Raw genomic sequence first — 18408 nt, 5'->3', positions numbered from 1 at the left:
ACACTTCCTGCCCTTAAACGGTCTTGCGGCCTGACTTCTTAAGCACTAAGAAGCTAAGTGGCGGCAGGGTCAGTTCTATACTGTTCACCTGATTATGCCACTCGGTCTTGGTGCTCTTCAGCGGCTCATTGTGGAAGCCCGATCCGCCGTATTCGTTGCTCTCTGAGCTAAATAACTCTTCATAAACACCCGGACGCGGCACGCCAATACGGTAATGGCGGCGCTCGGCCGGCTGGAAGTTGATGATAATTAAGAGCGTGTCTACCGGACGTTTGCCTCTGCGGATATAGGATACGACACTCTGCCCGCTGTCATCGGCATCGATCCACTGGTAGCCCGTCATGTCATGATCGAGCTCCCACAGCGCTTTTTCGGCAAGGTATAGCTTATTCAGCGCAGCTGTATAGGCCTGCATCCGCCGGTGGCTCTCATAATCCAGCAGCAGCCAGTCGAGCTGATCCTGATCCTTCCATTCAATGAATTGCCCGAACTCTCCGCCCATGAACAGCAGCTTCTTGCCCGGATGGCTGATCTGATACCCCAGAAGCTGGCGCAGACCGGCGAATTTCTGCTCATAGGACCCCGGCATTTTGTCCAGCAGCGACTTCTTGCCGTGCACTACTTCGTCATGCGACAGAGGCAGTGTATAGTTCTCGGCATACGCATAGCATATCGGGAAGGTCAACAAATTATGATGATAAGGGCGCGAATCGAAATCCCGTTCTATGTAGCCCAAGGTGTCATTCATCCAGCCCATATTCCATTTGTAGTTGAAGCCCAGGCCCCCTTCATGCACCGGCGAGGTTACGCCCGGCCAGGCACTGGATTCTTCCGCCATCATGAGCGCCTTCGGATAATACTGGAAGATCGTCTGGTTGAGCTGCTGAATGAACCGGATGGCATCCAGATTCTCCAGCCCGCCATGCTCATTCGTCCGGTACTGATGGGGTTCCTTCTCGAAATCAAGCCGCAGCATACTCGTAACCGCGTCCACGCGCATGCCGTCAATATGATACTTCTCGAACCAGAACAAGGCATTGGAGATCAGGAAGGATGAGATTTCCGGCTTACTGAAATCGAAGGACAAGGTGCCCCAGCCCGGCTTCTCCGCCAGCATCGGATCAGCATACTCATACAGCGGCGAACCGTCGAACAGACGCAGGCCATGAGCATCCTTGGCAAAATGGGCAGGAACCCAGTCCAGAATGACCCCGATGCCGGCCTGATGCAGCTGATCGATCAGATACATCAGATCCTGCGGCTCTCCGAAGCGGCTGGTAGCCGCAAAATAACCGGTTCCCTGGTAGCCCCAGGACAGATCATATGGATGTTCAGCGAGCGGCATAAACTCCACATGGGTATAGCTCATTTCGCTCAGGTAAGGAATCAGCAGACTGCTGATCTCCCGATAAGTATAGAGTTCGCCGTCTTCCTTTTGCCGCCAGGTGCCCAGATGCATTTCATAAATATTCATGGGTGCCTGATACGGACCTTTACTCTTCCGCCTCCAAGCAGCATCCCCCCATTTGTAGCCGTCCAGATTCGCTACAACAGATGCTGTTGCCGGGCGAACTTCCGCGTGGAAGGCATATGGGTCTGCTTTGAGGAAGCTTGTACCATCTGCTCCTGTAATCCTGTATTTGTAAAAAGTTCCCGGCTCCATTCCCGGAAAAAAACGACTCCAAAATCCTGAATCGGGTATCTTATATAACGTATCAAGATCGGATGTTCCATCCCAGCTGTTATGATCTCCCGCCAGTCCTACATATGCCGCATGAGGAGCCCACACGGTAAAGCGAACGCCGGCCTGCCCTTCTTGGACGGCAATGTGCGCGCCAAGCATCGTATAGCTGCGATAATTCGTGCCCTCATGGAACAGATAAATATCTTCAGCGGACGGGAGGTTTTCTGTTTTTAGTAAATCGGCCAAATCATCACCACCTTAGGATATATGATGCACCTATTACATTACCCGAATATATAGATTTTGAAAATGATTTTGAGAGAAGTCCGGGCAATTTCTGAATATTGAAAATAAACATGTAATTTTTGCAGATATGCAGCAATATAATTCACCTATGTCGTTTCAAGCGCTTGTTCTTCGTGTATATTACAAGCATTGACAAAAAAATGGGAGGGATAACACATGAGTAAGAAAGAATGTATCGCCATGCTCCTGGCGGGCGGGGAAGGCCGCAGATTGGCCCCGTTAACTTCCAGCATGGCTAAGCCTGCAGTCCCTTTCGGCGGACAGTACCGAATTATTGATTTTCCCCTAAGCAACTGTGTGAATTCCAAGATTGATACCATCGGAGTATTGACTCAGTACGAAGCAGAATCCTTGCACCAGCATATCGGTGAAGGTGAGCCCTGGGGGCTGCATAGCCGCAGTGACCGGGGTGTAAGACTGCTCCCTTCTGGGATTGAAGGCAGAGACAGCTATACAGGCACCGCCGATGCTATTTATAAGAATATTGAATATATTGACAGCCAGAACCCGGAGCATGTACTTATTCTGTCGGGAGACCATATCTACCACATGGACTACCGCAAAATGCTCGATTATCACATCGCCAAGTCTGCGAAGGCAACGATATCGGTTATGGAGGTTCCTTGGGATGAAGCGAGCCGCTTCGGCGTGATGAACGTGGATGAAGATTTCAAGATCTCCGAATTTGCCGAGAAACCGAAGGCTCCGAAGAGCAATCTGGCTTCCATGGGTATTTATCTGTTCGAGTGGGCGTACTTGAAGGCTCATTTGCTGCGGGATGCCGTGAATGCGGAGTCCGGTCATGATTTCGGTAAGGATGTCATTCCATCCATGCTGGATGCGAATGATGAACTGTTCGCTTACCGCTTCGAGGGCTACTGGAGAGATGTGGGTACCGTTGGCAGCCTCTGGGAAGCTCATATGGATCTCTTGCAAGAAGACGGCTTCCAGCTTGATAACTCACGCTGGCCGATGTACAGCCGTGCACAGCGGACCAAGCTGGCTGCGCTCAGACCCCGCACTCAACAAGCTACTTCAGCAGATTGCCTGATTCACGAAACCTGCCAACTCGAAGGCAGCCCTCAGCGCTCGGTCATCTTCAGCGGTGTAGAGATCGGCAAGCAGAGCAGAATCAAGCAGAGTGTGGTAATGCCCGGTGCCCGTATTGGACGCGGTGTTCTGATCGAACACGCCATTATCGGTGAAGGTGCTGTGATCAAGGACGGCGCTGTGATCAAAGGCAGTGCAGACAACATTGTGGTTGTCGGCCCGCATGAGATTGTCGCAGCCAAGCCGCTGGTTCGTACCCAGCCTGCCCGCCTGCTTCAGGAGGTCTATGAGAAGGCCGGCCGTCTGCGTGCGGAAGGAATGCCTTCATAACAATCGTTCAGCCCTTAGGGCTGCTACATACAAAGGGATACAGCTCCGGTCTGTCCGGATGATAGCTGTATCCCTTTTGTATAAATATAAGAAATTATATGTTTCACACTATAACTTATCCTTCTATTTCTCGCTGAAACGGGTGCCGTCCCTGTAAGGACGCCAAAGCCGTTTTCACTTGGCTTGCTTATGAAGTTACCGGTGAGTTGCTGGGACGGGCATTCCCCTGCTGGCTGTCATCCAGCGGGAGAATGACGGTAACCTGGGTACCCTTGCCCAGCTCACTGTCCATTTCCAGCTTGCCGTTATGAAGCTCCACAATCTGCTGGGAGATCGCCAGCCCCAGGCCCGTTCCCCCGTTAAGGGCATCGACCTGGAAAAAGCGGTCCCGTACTCTGGCCAGGTGCGCTTCACTAATGCCAATACCGCTGTCGCGGACAGTGACAGCCATCTCGGTACCGGATAGACGCTCCGCCGACAGCACGATACTGGAATCCTCCGGCGAGAACTTCACCGCATTATCCACCAGATTGAGGAAGACCTGCTTGAGACGGTTGGCATCCGCCTTGATGAAAATCGTCTCCTCACATTCCAGCAGCAGATGAATCCGTTTCTTCTCGGCCTTGGCCCAGATATTGAGCAGCGTCTCCTGCAGCAGAACCTTAATATCCACCTGCCCCATCGACAGCTTCATTTCGTTCTGCTGCAGCTTCGAGAAGTCGAGGATCTCCTCCACCAGCCCGATCAGCCGGTCACTCTCCCTGGAGATAATTCCGACCCCAAGCTTGGTCTCTTCAGGGTCATAGCCGCCGGAGACCAGGGTCTCGCTCCAGCCCTTGATGCTGGTCAGCGGAGTGCGCAGCTCATGAGAGATCGAGGAGATGAAATCATCCTTGATCTGATTGCTGCGGACAATCTCGTCCGCCATATAGTTGAGCGTTGAAGCGAGTTCGCCGATCTCGTACCGGTAATCGCCTTTGATCCGGGTCGTGAACTTGCCTTTCGCCATCTGCGCCGACACGGCCGTAATATTATTCAGCGGACGCACAATCGAATTGGCGAGACCGAAGCTGAGAAGCAGAACAATCGTCAGCACTACCACACCGATGCCAATGGAGAGCAGGGTCAGATTAAGCAGATCTTTATTAACGCCTTCCATGGAAGTCAGATACCGCAGAATATAAGTATCGTGAGCATTAATACGCACCATCTTGGAGACCGCCATGACACTTTCATTAGTTCCGGCTTGCCGGCCTAGCCAGCGTCCTATACTGCCGCCCACCGCCTCCGGGACATCACTGGTGGTGATGGTCCGGTCCGGCTGAAACCCTGTTGTACTGGTAAGGATGTCCCCCTTAAGGGTCAGGACCTCCAGCTCGGTATACTCCAGATTAAAATAATCGAGTAACCCCTTCAACTGGTTCGCTGATGTGCCGTTTAAGACCCCATATTTAACCATACTTTCGGCTGCACTAATCTGTGTAGTGATCTTGGTGTAGATGCTGTCGTAATAATAGGTGCGGATCGCCAGCAGAAAGGTTGTCTCAACCAGGAGAAGCGCTACAAAGACTACAAGAATATAGTGCAGTACGATCTGTCTGCGCATCCCCTTCTTGATCATTGTACCTGGCCTTTCCATTTATAGCCGTGCCCCCACACCGTCTGCAGGTACTCAGGCTCCGATGGATTGTTCTCGATTTTTTGGCGCAAGCGGCGGATATTGACGTCAACAATCTTAGGGTCCCCCATATATTCCTTGCCCCAGACATGATCAAGCAGGGAGTCACGGCTGAGCGGCGTATTCTCCTTCTCCAGGAAGAACTGCACCAGCGAGAATTCTGTTGGGGTAAGCTCAATGGCTTCCCCGCTCCGCTTGAACTGCTTGGAGATCAGATCTAATGTGAACGGACCCGACTGGAACGAGACCTTGGCCGACTGCTCGCGGTGAACATTGACCCGGCGCAGCAGCGACTGGATACGTGCGATCAGCTCGGTTGGACTGAACGGCTTGCTGACATGGTCATCTGCTCCCACCGACAGCGCATAGACCTTGTCCTGTTCCTGTACTTTGGCCGTCAAGAAAATAATTCCGAGGCGTTCATTGGTCTCCCGGATGCGTCTGCATACCTCAAAGCCGTCGATGCCGGGTACCATAACATCCAGCAGGGCGATATCAATGTCATGTATAGTAGTCAGCTTATGCAGCGCCTCATGGCCATCTGCCGCCTCCAGCACCTCAAAGCCGTTACGCTTCAGATTAATAACAATAAAACTGCGGATAGACTCTTCGTCCTCCAGTATCAGTACTTTACTCATTGATTCCCTTCCTTTCAATAGAGGATTGAATTCGCCCGTCTCCTCCTCCGATTGTATTTTGTTCCAGTCCTCCCCGGTACCCGATCATTTTATCCAGATCGCGGCCGAGCAGCTTCCAGCCGGTGTTCTTCGCATTGTCCCATTCCGCAGGCGAGAAGAATGTTACTTCGGCGACCGTCTCTCCGGTATCCGTCATAATGAATTTGAGTGATTTGTTCTGAACCGACTTCGTGTCCACGGTCACCCGCTCCTGCCATTCGGGGGCGAAGTTAATAGTGAACCGGTCCAGCGGATCATTATAGAGCTGGGTACTGAAGGTCAAGCCGTCTTTCCCGTCCCATTTGTAATAGGAATTGAAATACGGAATGGTCTCCGGATCGAAATACTCCCATCCCTTGGGGGGAACCAGCATCCCTATCTCAATAATTCCGTCCGAATCAATATCCTCGCTGACTATTTTGCGGTCCTTGAAGGTGAGGTCATTCCCGGGAATAGCGACACGCAGCTTGTTATTCTCCATTACAACCACTGTTGTATACGCTGAGTGAGAATCCACGGCTGAATCCAGGACTATACCTTCTTTGTTCGCAGCTACTTTTCCTGAGACAATATTGTAATAACTATTGAAATAAGGGTCTAAGTCGTCCAGTTGATCCAGCACCTGGAAGCTGTCATTGTACTGGTAAGTAGCAATTGTTGCGAATTCATTACGCTTGAAATACACCACGGTAATATCCGCGATTCCATCCTCATTCAGATCATCGATGATGTATTTGGTGTACGGCTTCGTTAGAATCTCTTCCAGCACTCCCCCGGAATAGCTGTAGACGACCATGCCCTTCTCTTCCCCACGGGAATACCCGGCAATAATGTTGAGCTTACCGTCACCTGTTACATCCTTAAGATCTACAGAATCAAGATTGTTGCCAACACCATCGAACGTAAGCTTCTTGACCCAGGTATCCCCCTGCTTCTCCAGAATCATTCCGTGATTAACCACGGCTTCATTCTTGTTCTGGTAGAACACAAGCGTCTCCATCACGCCATCCTGGTCCAGGTCCTCTGTAAAAATAGAGCTGTTATCATCATTGGCCGGACGGGTCAAGGTGCCATCCAGCGCCTTCAGAGAAGAGTTAATGGCGGCCATCAGCGAAGCCTTGTCCGCAGGCAGCTGGGGCACCCTCATCTGGGATACCGGATCACTGATGAAAGTGCAGCCCGACAGGGCAAACAGCGACAGGGCGGCTGCGGCAAGTCCTCCCAGTAGACGCATACGCATATTCAACTTCATTTACGCTCTCCTTACTGAACGCCTTGCCTCACTTCACAGATGCAGCCGCTCCTGTGAGGTTAGCCGGCGTCCTTTGACATCATGCTTGATTCTTCCGTCCTCCAGCACCCACAGACGGCTGGCATAACGCTCGGCCAGCTCGATCGGCAGCACCGTAAGCACGGTAAGGCCTGTCTCCTTGCACAGATTGCGGAGGGTCTCCAGCACATTCTCCGCAGTCTTGGGGTCAAGGCCCGTCACCGGCTCATCCGCCAGGATGACTTTGGCGCCGTGGACCAATGCCCGGGCAATGGCTACACGCTGACGTTCACCGCCGCTGAGCTGGCCGGACTTCAGCTTGGCCTTGTCCAGCAGGCCAAGCAGATCAAGCTGGTCCATCGCCCCCATATAATCATCTGAGCGGACCATGCCTGTAGCCATCCGCCACAGCGGCGTCTGGGAGGCCTGTCCAATCAGCACATTCTTCAGTGCAGTGCGGTTCGGATTCAGCTCCGCATTCTGCTCCAGATAAGCCCATTCCCGGCGGATTTTACGTTTGCCGGCGAAGGGGCTCTTCATAATATCCTGCCCATCTACCCTGAAATTCCCTCTGTCCCACTTCTCACGCAGGGCCAGGCAGCGCAGCAGTGTTGATTTCCCGCTGCCGCTGGCTCCCAGCAGCGCTACAAATTCTCCCGGTTCTAATTGAAATCCGATATCCTGAAGCACCGGTGTTTTATCTTCCCCGACCGCTTTGGCCAAATGTTCAACTGTAATCATAGGTCAGCCTCTCCTGTCTTCGACTCTACTCTATAGTGTACTCTGAAAGCGGGATCAAATTCCATGCGAGCATTCGTTCTTATTCTACCTCATATCGTCTTCCGTGGCGAGAACAATAACCCTGCCAGCCCAAATACAATATACAGGCCGCCCATTACGGCAAACACACTGCCGCCCCAGCCGAATTGCAGCAGCAGCCCGCCGATGCCCGGCCCCGCAATACTTCCCAGACTATAATGGAAGGAAGCGACTACATTGGCAGCGGGAAGCAGCTTGCGCGGCAGGATATCGGCGGCATAGCTTAATCCTAGCGAGAAAAAGGAGCCAACAAGCCCCCCGGCCACCATCAGCACCAGCAGGGTGAGCAGGACATGGTCGCCGGTAAGCGGCAGCAGCGTGAAGGCCAGGCCTCCTCCTGTCCCCGCAGCAATCAGGATGGCCTTGCGGCCATAACGGTCGCTCCATATGCCGAGCGGCAGCTGGAGCAGCAGGCCTCCAATGCCTGCAAAGGGCAGCAACGCGGCAATCTGGTCTGCACTGAACCCGGTGCGCAGCCCGTATACCGGGAAGCTGCTGTTCAGGCTGGCTTCCATATAGCCGTATAGCAGTGCCGGAATCAGCGCATACCAAGCAAGCCGGTAGCTCCGGCCGAATCTGCTCGCCTGGCCTTCGCTGTGATCCATAGCTTCCGGCCGCGAGTCAGGCAGCTTGAAGCCCACAATCAGCAGCACGATTACGAACAGCAGGGCTGTAATCAGGAACGGTGCGGGCTGCCCGAACCGCAGCAGGCTGATGCCCAGCGGTCCGAGGCTGAAGCCCAGTCCGTAGGACATCCCGTAGAGCGACAGGTTCCGTCCACGGTGCTCCGCCGGTGTCATGAGCAGCACCCAGAGCTGCGCGGCGTAATTCACCGCTGAATCGCCGATCCCGACCAGCACGCGGAGCACGAACCAGACCTTCACGCCGGTAAGGAGCGGGAACAGCAGGAGTGATACCAGCACCAGCGCGAGACCCGCGGCGATTAGCTTCTTGAAGCCGATGGCGCCAAGTACCCTTTCTGCAATCAAGGTCATGGCAAATGAGCCTACATACAAGGCAGCCGCATTAAGTCCGTTCAGCGAGGACGATACGCCTTCCTGCTCCAGTAGAATAGATAAGACCGGCAGCAGCATCCCCTGGCTCAGCCCTGCCAGAATAATCACGGCAATCAAAATCGAATAATTCATTCTACCGCTCTGTCCATGCGGCATCGGTATAGAATCTGACACAAATAAATCCTCCTATGTAATTCATTGATGAACGGAACCAGATGTCCATGCGGCAAACACCGAACATTATAGTAGACAACCCTCTTCAAAACAAGAGATAATATATAGAAGTGACTGATTTTCTGGAGGTGACCCGGCTTAAATGAAGTATGAACTGAACATTGATGTTTCCCCCGTATACGAACTGCTGGACAGTTTCATGTTATATGTGACCAAGAAATGGACCTCCAATCTGGACATCGGCACCGACTGGATCCGGGATGTGGATGGCCGCTTCACTCCCGCACAGCTGGCTGCACTGAAGCAGGCCGCCGAGTGGCCGTTCGAAGATTATGATGTACTCTACGCCTGGGCCTACAGCCGGGGCGAGGCTTCCAAGGTGCTGCAGTTCCTGGCTGAGCTGGAGAGCTTGTCTCTGGAGGATTGCCTCCGGCGGACCGAGCCTTTCTTCCATCAATTCACGGCCGAGGAATGCGCACGGATCAAGAACGGATATACGCCTCTTTTGCGGATATGGTATGAGCATTATTTCCGCCATGTGGAGCATACCCTGCTGCCGCTGCTGATTGAAGACGCTTCTGAGAAAAAAATGCTGGAAAGCAAAATGGACATGGTCCCGCTGATCGAATATGCTTCCGGCGGAATTGTCATTGAGGACATTCCCGGACTGAAGACGATTGTGCTGCTGCCTACCGTGCATAACCGGCCGATCAACACGTACTGCTTCTTCAAGAACCTGATGCTGGTGCAATATCCGGTTGATGTCCCCTCAGACAATGAGGAGGAGCCTCCAACGGTGCTGCTTCGTTTAACACAGGCTCTCTCTGATCCTACCCGGCTGAGACTGCTGCGCTTCGTAGCGAACGAACCGAAGACACTGTGGGAGATGCAGTCCGAGCTGAGCCTGTCCCGGGAGATGCTGATGCATCACCTGCTTAGTCTAAGAGTCGCCGGGCTTCTGCGGGTCCATTTGCGCGGTGAAGGCACCGAACGCTACAGCATACGTCCTGACGGGGCCTCGGAGCTCCAGATGTTTCTGGAGTCCTACATCCGTATCTAACAGACCAACTTAGGAGTGAACCTCATGAAGTATTTGACCCAACAAGTGATCTTTGATCTCGACGATACCCTGGTGCATTGCAATAAGTATTTTGACCTTATCCTTGGACAATATTTCGAGCTGATGTCTGACTGGTTCAGCGATTACCAGCCTACCATCGGCGAACTGCGCAGCAAGCAGGTGGAGATCGATGTCGAGACCGTTAGCACAAGCGGCCTGGCCAGCGACAATTTCCCGAAATCGCTGATTGCCACCTACCGTTACTTCTGCAGCAAATATAACCGCAAGCCGGATGCCTTCGAGGAGCGGCAGCTGATGAAGCTGGGACTGAGTGTGTACGACCAGGAGGTGGAAGCTTATCCCGGCATGGTAGAGACGCTGGATACCCTCAAGCAGGACGGCCATTCCCTCTATCTCTATACCGGCGGCGACGACACCATCCAGCAGCGCAAAATCGCCCAAATGAAGCTGGACGCCTATTTCGATGACCGCATCTATATCCGCCAGCACAAAAATGTGGAGGCGCTTGAGAATATCCTGACTACCTATCCGTTCGACCGTAATATCACCTGGATGATCGGCAACTCCCTGCGTACAGATGTACTGCCCGCGCTGACTGCCGGGATCAATAGCATCTATCTGAAGCAGCCGAATGAGTGGCTCTACAATCTGATTGAGCTGGAACGGGAGATGCAGCAGTCCGTCCTGACCATCTCTGCCATTCACGAGGTGCCTCCGGTGATCCGCACCGCTGCGCTGCGGGAGCATCACGGCTGATTGACTTGCACCATCAGAATCGGGCAATTGTTACAAATGGCATAGGCAGCCTGCCGCCGGTATGATTATACTATTTGAGTAGATTTTCACATCGTGCAGGAGGCTGGCCATGAATAACAAAGCTAACCGTTCCAGGAATACCCCGAATCACGGGCGTCTGCTCCCTATGCTGCTTGCAGTGATTGCCGTGCTGCTGATCGCCCTTCTTGCCTTCTTCCTTACACAGGGCAAATCGTCCGGCACTGAGGCGCTCGATAATCTCCCCAACTACACCGATGTGAAGGGCAAGATCGTGGTGGACGGGCTGAAATACGAGAAGCAGCCGCATCTGGGCAGCGAATCCGCCAAGGTGAAGGTGATTGAATTCGCCGATTTCAAATGCCCTGCCTGCAAAAATTGGACCGCCTCCTACCTGGATACGTTCATCAAAGACTACGTAGACAGCGGGAAAGTCCAGTTCTACTTCATGAACTTCGCCTTCATTGACCGGGACTCTTACCTGGCCGCCAGTGCGGGGGAAGCTATCTATCAGCAGAATAATGAGAAGTTCTGGGAGTATCTCCACAAGCTCTACGAGAGCCAGGGCGATGAGAGCAAGATCTGGGCAACCCAGAAGTTCATCCTTAAGTTCGTGAAGGACAATATTGCAGGGATTGACCAAGAGCGGTTCGAGCAGGATCTGAAGAACCATACGTATATGTACGATGTCAAAGAGGACTTCAAAATCGCCGGAGCTTATGGCGTCAACGGCACACCGAAATTCATGGTGAACGGCGTCCTGCTGCCGGATTCCTCCTATGAAGGCTTAAGTGCCGCCATTGAAGCGGCTTTGAATGTATCCCCGTAATCTTTCTTGCAGGTGAAGCTCATCATCCTATAACAAAGCGCCCCGCCATGAAAATCTGGCCGGGGCGCTTTTGGTATTTAGGAATTATGATTCCACGGCCAGCTGGCCGGTATCCATATTCTGCAGCACCAGCTTGCCTTCAAGCGGCGCGCCGTCCTCACCGGTCAGCTTCAGCTTCCCGGTTCGGCCCTTCTCAATCAGGGCCTTCACCTGGGTATCGGTGAGCGTGCGCCCGTGATTCTCCTTCCAGATCACGAAGGCGCAGCCCTCCTTATAATGGGAGCAGCCGTAGCCCTTGCGGCCCATGAAGATCATGCCGCCGCAGCTTGGACGCGGGCAGCTGCCGATGACCTTCGGCCCGGCATCCCCGCTCTTCCCGGCAGCGGCAGACGCCGCGCTGCGCGGTTTGGCCGTTGCCGGCTTGCGCCCGGCCGCCTTGGATTCGGCGGGCTTGCGCGTCGCAGCAGCCGGGCTGCGGCCCTTGCCGCCGCTGTTTAGCGAAGGTGTATCCCCTTCGAAGGAGGTCTTAGCGGCGCGCGACTGCACACGGACCTTGTCCACAATCATCGAAGCGAATCGCTTGACGTTCTCCATGAATTGCCCGTCCGCTGCGGTGCCGCGGGCAATCTCATTCAGGCGGCGCTCCCACTGCCCGGTCATTTCCGGGGAGGTCAGCAGCTCCACGCCAGCGCCGCGGATCAGTTCAACCGCCGTCCGCCCCTTTTGGGTGATGGCGATCTTTTTCCCCTGCATCTCCACATAGCCGACATTCTTCAGCCGTTCAATCGTAGCGGCTCGGGTCGCCGGAGTGCCCAGCCCCGAATCCTTCATGGCATCGCGCAGCTCTTCGTCCTCAATCTGCTTGCCTGCGCTCTCCATCGCCTTCAGCAAGGTTCCTTCGGTGTAAGCTTTTGGAGGCTGGGTATCCTTCTCCTTCACAACCGCATCGCTGCAGATCACTTCACCCTCCGCTTGAACCGAGAACGGCTCGTTCACCTCAAGCTCCTCTTCCTCCTCGTCTTCCTTGCCTTTGCCCTTGGCCGGTTTGGACTTGTCCTTCTTCTGGTCTGCGTAAATCACCTTCCAGCCGAGGCTGAGCAGTTCCTTGACCGTAGTCTTGAACTTCTCGGCTTCCACTTCGGTCATCACCGTATGCACCTTATATTCCGCAGCCGGGTAGAACTGGGAGAGGAAGCGGCGGACAATCAGATCGTACAGCTTAGCCTCGTCCGCACTCAGCCCGTTCGCCTTACGGTTCGTAGGCAGAATCGCATGGTGATCCTCCACCTTAGACGGATTACAGATAAACTTGTTGCCTTTATGGACCAGGTTACGGTTCGCACCCTTCACCCAATCGTCGTACTGCGTGCCTTGAAGGGCCGACAGCGTCTTGTGCATTTCAGGAATATTCTGCTCCGTGACATAGTTGGAGTTAGTACGCGGGTACGAGATTACTTTATGCTTCTCATACAGCGCCTGGGCGATATCCAGTGTTTTTTTGGCGGAGAAAGCATATTTCCCGTTCGCCTCACGCTGCAGCAGCGTCAGATCGTACAGCTTATTCGGATATTCCTTGGTCTCTTTGACCTCATAGAGAACAATCCGGGCGGGCTTGCCTTTGACCTTGGCCGCAAGCGCCTCTGCCTTCGTACCCTCCGTTAACCGGTCGCCTTGCCACATTCCCTTATACATCAGCTCATTCTGGGTGAAATGCCCTTCCACCTCAAAGAACTTCAGCGAGGAGAAGGCTTCAATGGTCTTCTGACGGTCATAGATCAGCGCCAGCACCGGGGTCTGCACCCGGCCTACAGAGAGCAGCACATTATGCTTGGTGGTAAAAGCGCGCGAGCCGTTCATCCCGATCAGCCAGTCCGCCTCGCTGCGCGCCCGGGCCGCTTTGGTCAGATTCTCGTATTCCGATCCGTCCTTCAGCTCCTGGAAGCCCTTGCGGATCGTCTCCGGCGTCAGGTCGGAGATCCACAGCCGCTTCACCGGCTGGTTCAGCTCCAGGTAACGCTGGATTAATGAGAAAATATGCTGGCCCTCACGCCCGGCATCGCAGGAGTTCACCAGCAGATCGCTGCGCTTCGCCAGCTCCCCGATTACCTTCAGCTGATCCATGGTACGTGCATTGGGCAGCAGCTTGAACTCCTCGGGGATGATCGGCAGATCATTCATGTTCCATTTTTTATATTTATTGTCGTAGGCTTCGGGCTCTGCCAGGCCAATCAGATGCCCAATCGCCCAGGTGATGATGTACTGCTCCCCTTCCAGATAGGAACGGTAGTTTTTGGCCTTCGGTTCTATTGCGGCGGCGATATTCCGCCCCATGTCCGGTTTCTCCGCAATAATGAGTGTCTTCAACAATAATCGCTCCTTACCCTTGGTTCATTACAAAAGTTGTCCAGTAGTTTATTATACCATTCCTGGCCCCCAAAATCCGCTGCTCATTATTGAGGCCTGCTTACGCGCAGCACGGCCTCGCCCATATCAATGACTTCCTTGTTACCCGTTCTGCGGTCCATGTATTCAATCCTTTGCTCTGCGGCCAGCTTGCCGACCACCAGCGCAACCGGTATACCGATCAGTCCGGCATCCTTGAATTTGACCCCGGCCCGCTCATCGCGGTCGTCAAGCAGGGTATCGATGCCCAAGGCGGTCAGCCGTGCATACAGGGCTTCGGCCAGCTCACGCTGCGCTGTATCTTTGACCGACATCAGCAGAATATGAACCGCATACGGAGCTAGGCCCTGCGGCCAGATCAGCCCCTGGTCATCGTTGTTCTGCTCAGCCACTGCGGCCAGCAAGCGGGAGATTCCGATGCCGTAGCAGCCCATTACCATAGGCCGGGTGCGGCCGTCTGCATCCAAATAATCTGCCCCCAGCTTTTCACTGTAGACCGTGCCCAGCTTGAAGACATGCCCTACCTCGATGCCCTGCTGGAAATCCAGCTCCCCTTCGCCGCACTGCGGACAGCAGTCGCCGGCAACCGCATTACGGAAATCCCCCACCTGCGTCAGCGGAAAGTCCCGGCCGGGCACCACTCCACGCAGATGGTAATCCTCTTCCCCCGCGCCTGTGACTGCTTCTGTCATGGCTGCAACAGCAGCATCCACCAGGATAGGCACGGACAATCCGGCAGGACCGACATAACCACTTCCGGTTCCGGCAGCCTCCTGCACATGCATGGCATCAGCCAGCGTAATGTCACCGCAGCCGAGGTGCTTTTGCACCTTCAGCTCATTCACCTCATGATCTCCACGGACCAGCACAGCAACTGTCTTGCCTCCGCCCGTGTAGATTAATGTCTTGATGATCTCATGCGGTCTGAGCAGACTCTCCTGTTCCAGCTGCTGAATTGTCTTCTGGGAAGGCGTATGGAATCGCTCTGGAGCAGGTCGTCCGGCAAAATCTTGTCTATCCAGTTCGGCTCCGCTCCGCACTTCCGCCTGCTCCAGATTCGCAGCATATCCGCACAGGGAGCAGACTGCTATCGTATCCTCACCTATCTCTGACAGGGCCATAAATTCATGATTCTGGCCATTGCCGCCAATCGCTCCGGCATTCGCCTGCACCGCCCGGTACTTCAGGCCGCAGCGGTCAAAGATCCGCTCATAAGCGCTGTACATCACCTGATAGGCCAGATCCAAGCCCTCCCAATCCGTATCAAACGAATAGGCATCCTTCATCAGGAATTCCCTGCCCCGCAGAAGCCCTGAGCGCGGACGACGTTCATCCCGGAACTTCGTCTGAATCTGATAGACAGTCACCGGCAGCCGCCGGTAAGAGCTGATCTCTGCGCGCATTAGCGCTGTAACCACTTCCTCATGGGTCGGACCCAGCACGAACTCACGGTCGTGACGGTCCCGGAGCTTCATCAGCTCTTTGCCGTACACCTCATAACGTTCCGATTCTCTCCAGAGCTCTGCCGGCTGCATCGAAGGCATGAGCACCTCCTGCGCACCGGCGGACTCCATCTCCTGGCGCACGATCTGCTCCATCCTGCGCAGCACCCGCCGTCCGAGCGGCAAATAGGTGTATACCCCGGCGGCCACCTGCCTGATATATCCGGCACGCAGCAGCAGCTGGTGGCTCCTTGTCTCTGCTTCCGCAGGAGCTTCGCGCATAGTGGTAACTAATAGATTGGTTTGACGCATACAGATCAGCCTCTTTCGTCGAAAAGTGTGTCCAGCTCCAGAACATTTCGCTGCCATAATGAGAACGCAAAAAAGACGCATCCGTCAGGGACGAATGCGCCGTGTTACCACCCTGTTTCAACCCCAAGACTATCCAAGCCTGCGGTCCTCTAATCCGGATAACGGCCGGTTCCGGCAGACTTATGCCCATCTTCAGCATAAGCTGCAGCTTCCAAGGCAGGATTGGTGTCTTACGCACTAGGGGGATCTTTCAGCCGGTGAATCCCCTCTCTGCTTACGGCGTTTACGGATACCAGGTCCTTGGTCAACGCTGTTACGTTATAAATGTTGGTTCTTAATCTATACGATATTCGAGGCCGCGTCAAGCGGGCGATGAATAGATTGTGAATGCAATTAAATATTTTACACCAAATCCTCAAGATATGAAAAGAATGTGTCGATAAACCGAATATGAGTTGAGGTATTTAGAGAGAAACGGCTAGCTACCAGCCGATTTCCATGTACCAGAGGGGGAACCGTTCCAATGTTCAAGTCAGTCAACCGCTTCACCGGCAAGCTCAGATCGCGATCACTGCAAAGACAAATGATGATGCTTTTCACCATTATGCTGGTGATCCCGATCCTCTTGGTCAGTTATTCCTCCTATTCCAGTGCGAAACGGGAATTGGAGCTTAAAATGCAGAAAGCCACGCATTCCAGTGTCGATCTGGTCGCCGGGACCATCCAAGCATATGTATCCGCTGCTATGCGGAATGTAGATTTGCTCAGCCGCCAGATTGAGTCTTCCGGGCTCGATGTGAAGGCTCCCGCAACACGCACACTCATCGATCAGTTCATGAAGGCACATCCTGAGCTTGAGATTCTTACGGCGGGCAACGAACAAGGTGCCTGGATGAAGGCTCCGGACCCCGGCAAACAGGATTATGATCCGCGTACACGGGACTGGTATAAGGCGTCCATGCAGAATGCCGGTACCACTACAATCATTGATCCTTTTGTCTCCGCAACAACCGGCAATTATACGCTGTTCATCTCCCATTCGCTGGAGGATGGCAAAGGAGTTGTGACCACAAGCCTCAATCTCAAGGCAATGAGTGAAAGAATCCATACTACCCATCCGGGTGAAACCGGCTACTTCTACATTGTGGACCGTAATAATAAATTCGTCTCTTATCCCGGCAAAGCAGCAGGTGAGGATGTAGCAGATTATATAGTGAAAATGCTGGCAAACGACAGCGGGGACCTGCACTATACCAATCCGGACACGGAGATGGACATGCAGGGTTATTATACAACCGATCCGAACACCGGCTTCAAAATTGTCGGCATTCTGCCTACCCAAGAATTCTCGGATGCCTCACAGCCCATTATCTATACCGGACTTATGGTTCTGGCCGTTGCCCTGCTTGTCGCCTTAACCCTGATGTACCTGATTGTCCGCTCCATCACGAAGCCGATCCGCAGCCTGAACCGTTCTGCACAGCGGGTAAGCGAAGGCTATCTGAATGAGCAGATTCAGATGAACCGGGTGGATGAGATCGGTCAGCTGGCACAGAATTACAACCTGATGGTAGGCTCTCTGCGCGGCATCGTATCGGATATTTCGGACACCTCGGGACAACTCGCAGCCTCCAGCCAGCAATTGAATGCAACCACCGAAGAGAACTCCAGAGCCACCGCTTACGTGGCTGAACTGGTTCAGGATTCTTCCGAGGGTGCGCAGACACAGACCTCGGCCATGGCAGAGACCTCGCGCGCGATGGAGGAAATGTCTTCCGGTATTCAAAGGATCGCCGAAGCCGCCGCCTCCATCGTCGATTCTTCCGCAAGCACTGAAGCAGATGTGCGCAGCGGCAGCCGGAAGATGGAACAGGTCAGCCAGCAAATGGATGCCATCAGGACCTCTACCCACCACTCTTCACAGCTGATCGGGCAATTAAACGGCTTGAACGATGAGGTGTCCGCGATGAGCAGTGCAATTTCGGCGATCGCCGTACAGACGAATCTCCTGTCGCTGAACGCCGGCATTGAAGCGGCCCGGGCCGGAGAGCAGGGCCGGGGCTTCGCCGTCGTGGCTGCTGAGGTGCGGAAGCTGGCCGATCAATCGAAGAATACCGCCGGAGATATTCAAGATACCCTCCAGCAGATGACCCGGTTGATCGACCAGACCTATGAAGCGATCCGGCATACCGTTGCAGCTGATGTTGAGCTGGGTATTCAGGTTACCGCCGAAGCCAAGGAATCCTTCAACAGCATTGAACAGTCTACGGCCAAAATCAACAGCCAGCTGCATGACATCTCGGCTATTACCGAGCAGATGTCAGCGGGAGCGCAGGAGGTCGCCGCTTCCGTTCACGAGATCTCCGGCATCTCCCGTTCTACTTCTGACGCCTTCCAGAGTGTAACGGCAGCTACAGAGGAACAGCTCGCTTCCATGGAAGAGATCTCCGCCTCCTCTACGGAGCTGTCCAGGATGGCGGGCGATCTGCAGCTTAAGATTGAACGGTTCAAGCTGGAAGACTAGCCCCCGTAATCATGTGAGCGGTGAAGGCCATTCAATAAT

13 protein-coding genes are annotated in these 18408 nt (G+C 54.0%); 5 read left to right on the top strand and 8 right to left on the bottom strand.

Going from position 1 to position 18408, the window contains the following annotated elements; translation table 11 throughout:
* Positions 1 to 13: 13 nt before the first annotated feature.
* Positions 14 to 1930, bottom strand: coding sequence for a 1,4-alpha-glucan branching protein GlgB (glgB, locus tag MKY64_RS09310; protein ID WP_340952401.1), 1917 nt, complete (start codon positions 1928 to 1930; stop codon positions 14 to 16).
* 216 nt (positions 1931 to 2146) lie between these two features.
* Here glgB and MKY64_RS09305 point away from each other — a divergent pair, with 216 nt between their 5' ends.
* Entirely contained in the window at positions 2147 to 3370 is a 1224-nt protein-coding gene (locus tag MKY64_RS09305) for a glucose-1-phosphate adenylyltransferase (RefSeq protein WP_340952400.1), read from the top strand.
* 187 nt (positions 3371 to 3557) lie between these two features.
* Here the strand turns inward: MKY64_RS09305 and MKY64_RS09300 are convergent, their stop codons facing one another.
* From MKY64_RS09300 to MKY64_RS09280, 5 genes are all read right to left on the bottom strand, one after another.
* Complete coding sequence (locus MKY64_RS09300; RefSeq protein ID WP_036726472.1) at positions 3558 to 4991, bottom strand: sensor histidine kinase; 1434 nt, start codon at positions 4989 to 4991, stop codon at positions 3558 to 3560.
* Positions 4988 to 5686, bottom strand: a complete 699-nt coding sequence (locus MKY64_RS09295) for a response regulator transcription factor (protein WP_036695433.1) — start codon at positions 5684 to 5686, stop codon at positions 4988 to 4990. Before MKY64_RS09295 ends, MKY64_RS09300 begins: the two co-directional genes overlap by 4 nt.
* Entirely contained in the window at positions 5679 to 6977 is a 1299-nt protein-coding gene (locus MKY64_RS09290) for a hypothetical protein (RefSeq protein WP_200869552.1), read from the bottom strand. The genes MKY64_RS09295 and MKY64_RS09290 overlap by 8 nt, the downstream gene beginning before the upstream one ends.
* 33 nt (positions 6978 to 7010) lie before the next feature.
* The gene (locus MKY64_RS09285; RefSeq protein WP_036726471.1) at positions 7011 to 7736 is read right to left on the bottom strand and encodes a phosphonate ABC transporter ATP-binding protein; all 726 of its coding nucleotides are present in this window, start codon (positions 7734 to 7736) and stop codon (positions 7011 to 7013) included.
* Between the two features lie 89 nt (positions 7737 to 7825).
* Entirely contained in the window at positions 7826 to 8986 is a 1161-nt protein-coding gene (locus MKY64_RS09280) for an MFS transporter (protein WP_340958040.1), read from the bottom strand.
* Between the two features lie 160 nt (positions 8987 to 9146).
* Between MKY64_RS09280 and MKY64_RS09275 the strand changes: the two genes are divergently transcribed.
* The 3 genes from MKY64_RS09275 (at position 9147) to MKY64_RS09265 (ending at position 11688) form a co-directional block, all read left to right on the top strand.
* Positions 9147 to 10064, top strand: coding sequence for an ArsR/SmtB family transcription factor (locus tag MKY64_RS09275; RefSeq protein WP_036726468.1), 918 nt, complete (start codon positions 9147 to 9149; stop codon positions 10062 to 10064).
* Between the two features lie 24 nt (positions 10065 to 10088).
* Positions 10089 to 10841: an HAD family hydrolase gene (locus MKY64_RS09270; protein WP_036726466.1), complete on the top strand. Its 753-nt coding sequence runs from the start codon at positions 10089 to 10091 to the stop codon at positions 10839 to 10841.
* A 109-nt stretch (positions 10842 to 10950) separates the two neighbouring features.
* On the top strand, positions 10951 to 11688 hold the full coding sequence (locus MKY64_RS09265) for a DsbA family protein (RefSeq protein ID WP_036726465.1): 738 nt from the start codon (positions 10951 to 10953) through the stop codon (positions 11686 to 11688).
* Between the two features lie 84 nt (positions 11689 to 11772).
* On the opposite strand, the gene MKY64_RS09260 is transcribed toward MKY64_RS09265, so the two are convergent.
* Both MKY64_RS09260 and MKY64_RS09255 read right to left on the bottom strand, forming a co-directional pair.
* Positions 11773 to 14052 carry a type IA DNA topoisomerase gene (locus MKY64_RS09260; protein ID WP_036726462.1) on the bottom strand — a complete coding sequence of 760 codons (2280 nt, stop codon included), beginning with the start codon at positions 14050 to 14052 and terminating at the stop codon, positions 11773 to 11775.
* Between the two features lie 86 nt (positions 14053 to 14138).
* Positions 14139 to 15845: a proline--tRNA ligase gene (locus tag MKY64_RS09255; RefSeq protein ID WP_340952393.1), complete on the bottom strand. Its 1707-nt coding sequence runs from the start codon at positions 15843 to 15845 to the stop codon at positions 14139 to 14141.
* Between the two features lie 523 nt (positions 15846 to 16368).
* Here MKY64_RS09255 and MKY64_RS09250 point away from each other — a divergent pair.
* Complete coding sequence (locus tag MKY64_RS09250; RefSeq protein ID WP_340952391.1) at positions 16369 to 18369, top strand: methyl-accepting chemotaxis protein; 2001 nt, start codon at positions 16369 to 16371, stop codon at positions 18367 to 18369.
* Positions 18370 to 18408: the final 39 nt, after the last annotated feature.

Source organism: Paenibacillus sp. FSL R7-0210 (assembly GCF_038009085.1).
Classification (GTDB): Bacteria; Bacillota; Bacilli; order Paenibacillales; family Paenibacillaceae; genus Paenibacillus_AQ; species Paenibacillus_AQ silagei.
Note: the sequence above shows the minus strand (reverse complement) of the source record. Positions and strands in the feature narration are given on the sequence as shown.

Excerpts from the sequence above, each read along its gene's own strand:
- MKY64_RS09305 (WP_340952400.1), top strand. The coding sequence starts at position 2,147 with ATGAGTAAGAAAGAATGTATCGCCATGCTCCTGGCGGGCGGGGAAGGC.
- MKY64_RS09300 (WP_036726472.1), bottom strand. The coding sequence starts at position 4,991 with ATGATCAAGAAGGGGATGCGCAGACAGATCGTACTGCACTATATTCTT.
- MKY64_RS09295 (WP_036695433.1), bottom strand. The coding sequence starts at position 5,686 with ATGAGTAAAGTACTGATACTGGAGGACGAAGAGTCTATCCGCAGTTTT.
- MKY64_RS09290 (WP_200869552.1), bottom strand. The coding sequence starts at position 6,977 with ATGAAGTTGAATATGCGTATGCGTCTACTGGGAGGACTTGCCGCAGCC.
- MKY64_RS09285 (WP_036726471.1), bottom strand. The coding sequence starts at position 7,736 with ATGATTACAGTTGAACATTTGGCCAAAGCGGTCGGGGAAGATAAAACA.
- MKY64_RS09280 (WP_340958040.1), bottom strand. The coding sequence starts at position 8,986 with ATGCCGCATGGACAGAGCGGTAGAATGAATTATTCGATTTTGATTGCC.
- MKY64_RS09275 (WP_036726468.1), top strand. The coding sequence starts at position 9,147 with ATGAAGTATGAACTGAACATTGATGTTTCCCCCGTATACGAACTGCTG.
- MKY64_RS09270 (WP_036726466.1), top strand. The coding sequence starts at position 10,089 with ATGAAGTATTTGACCCAACAAGTGATCTTTGATCTCGACGATACCCTG.
- MKY64_RS09265 (WP_036726465.1), top strand. The coding sequence starts at position 10,951 with ATGAATAACAAAGCTAACCGTTCCAGGAATACCCCGAATCACGGGCGT.
- MKY64_RS09255 (WP_340952393.1), bottom strand. The coding sequence starts at position 15,845 with ATGCGTCAAACCAATCTATTAGTTACCACTATGCGCGAAGCTCCTGCG.
- MKY64_RS09250 (WP_340952391.1), top strand. The coding sequence starts at position 16,369 with ATGTTCAAGTCAGTCAACCGCTTCACCGGCAAGCTCAGATCGCGATCA.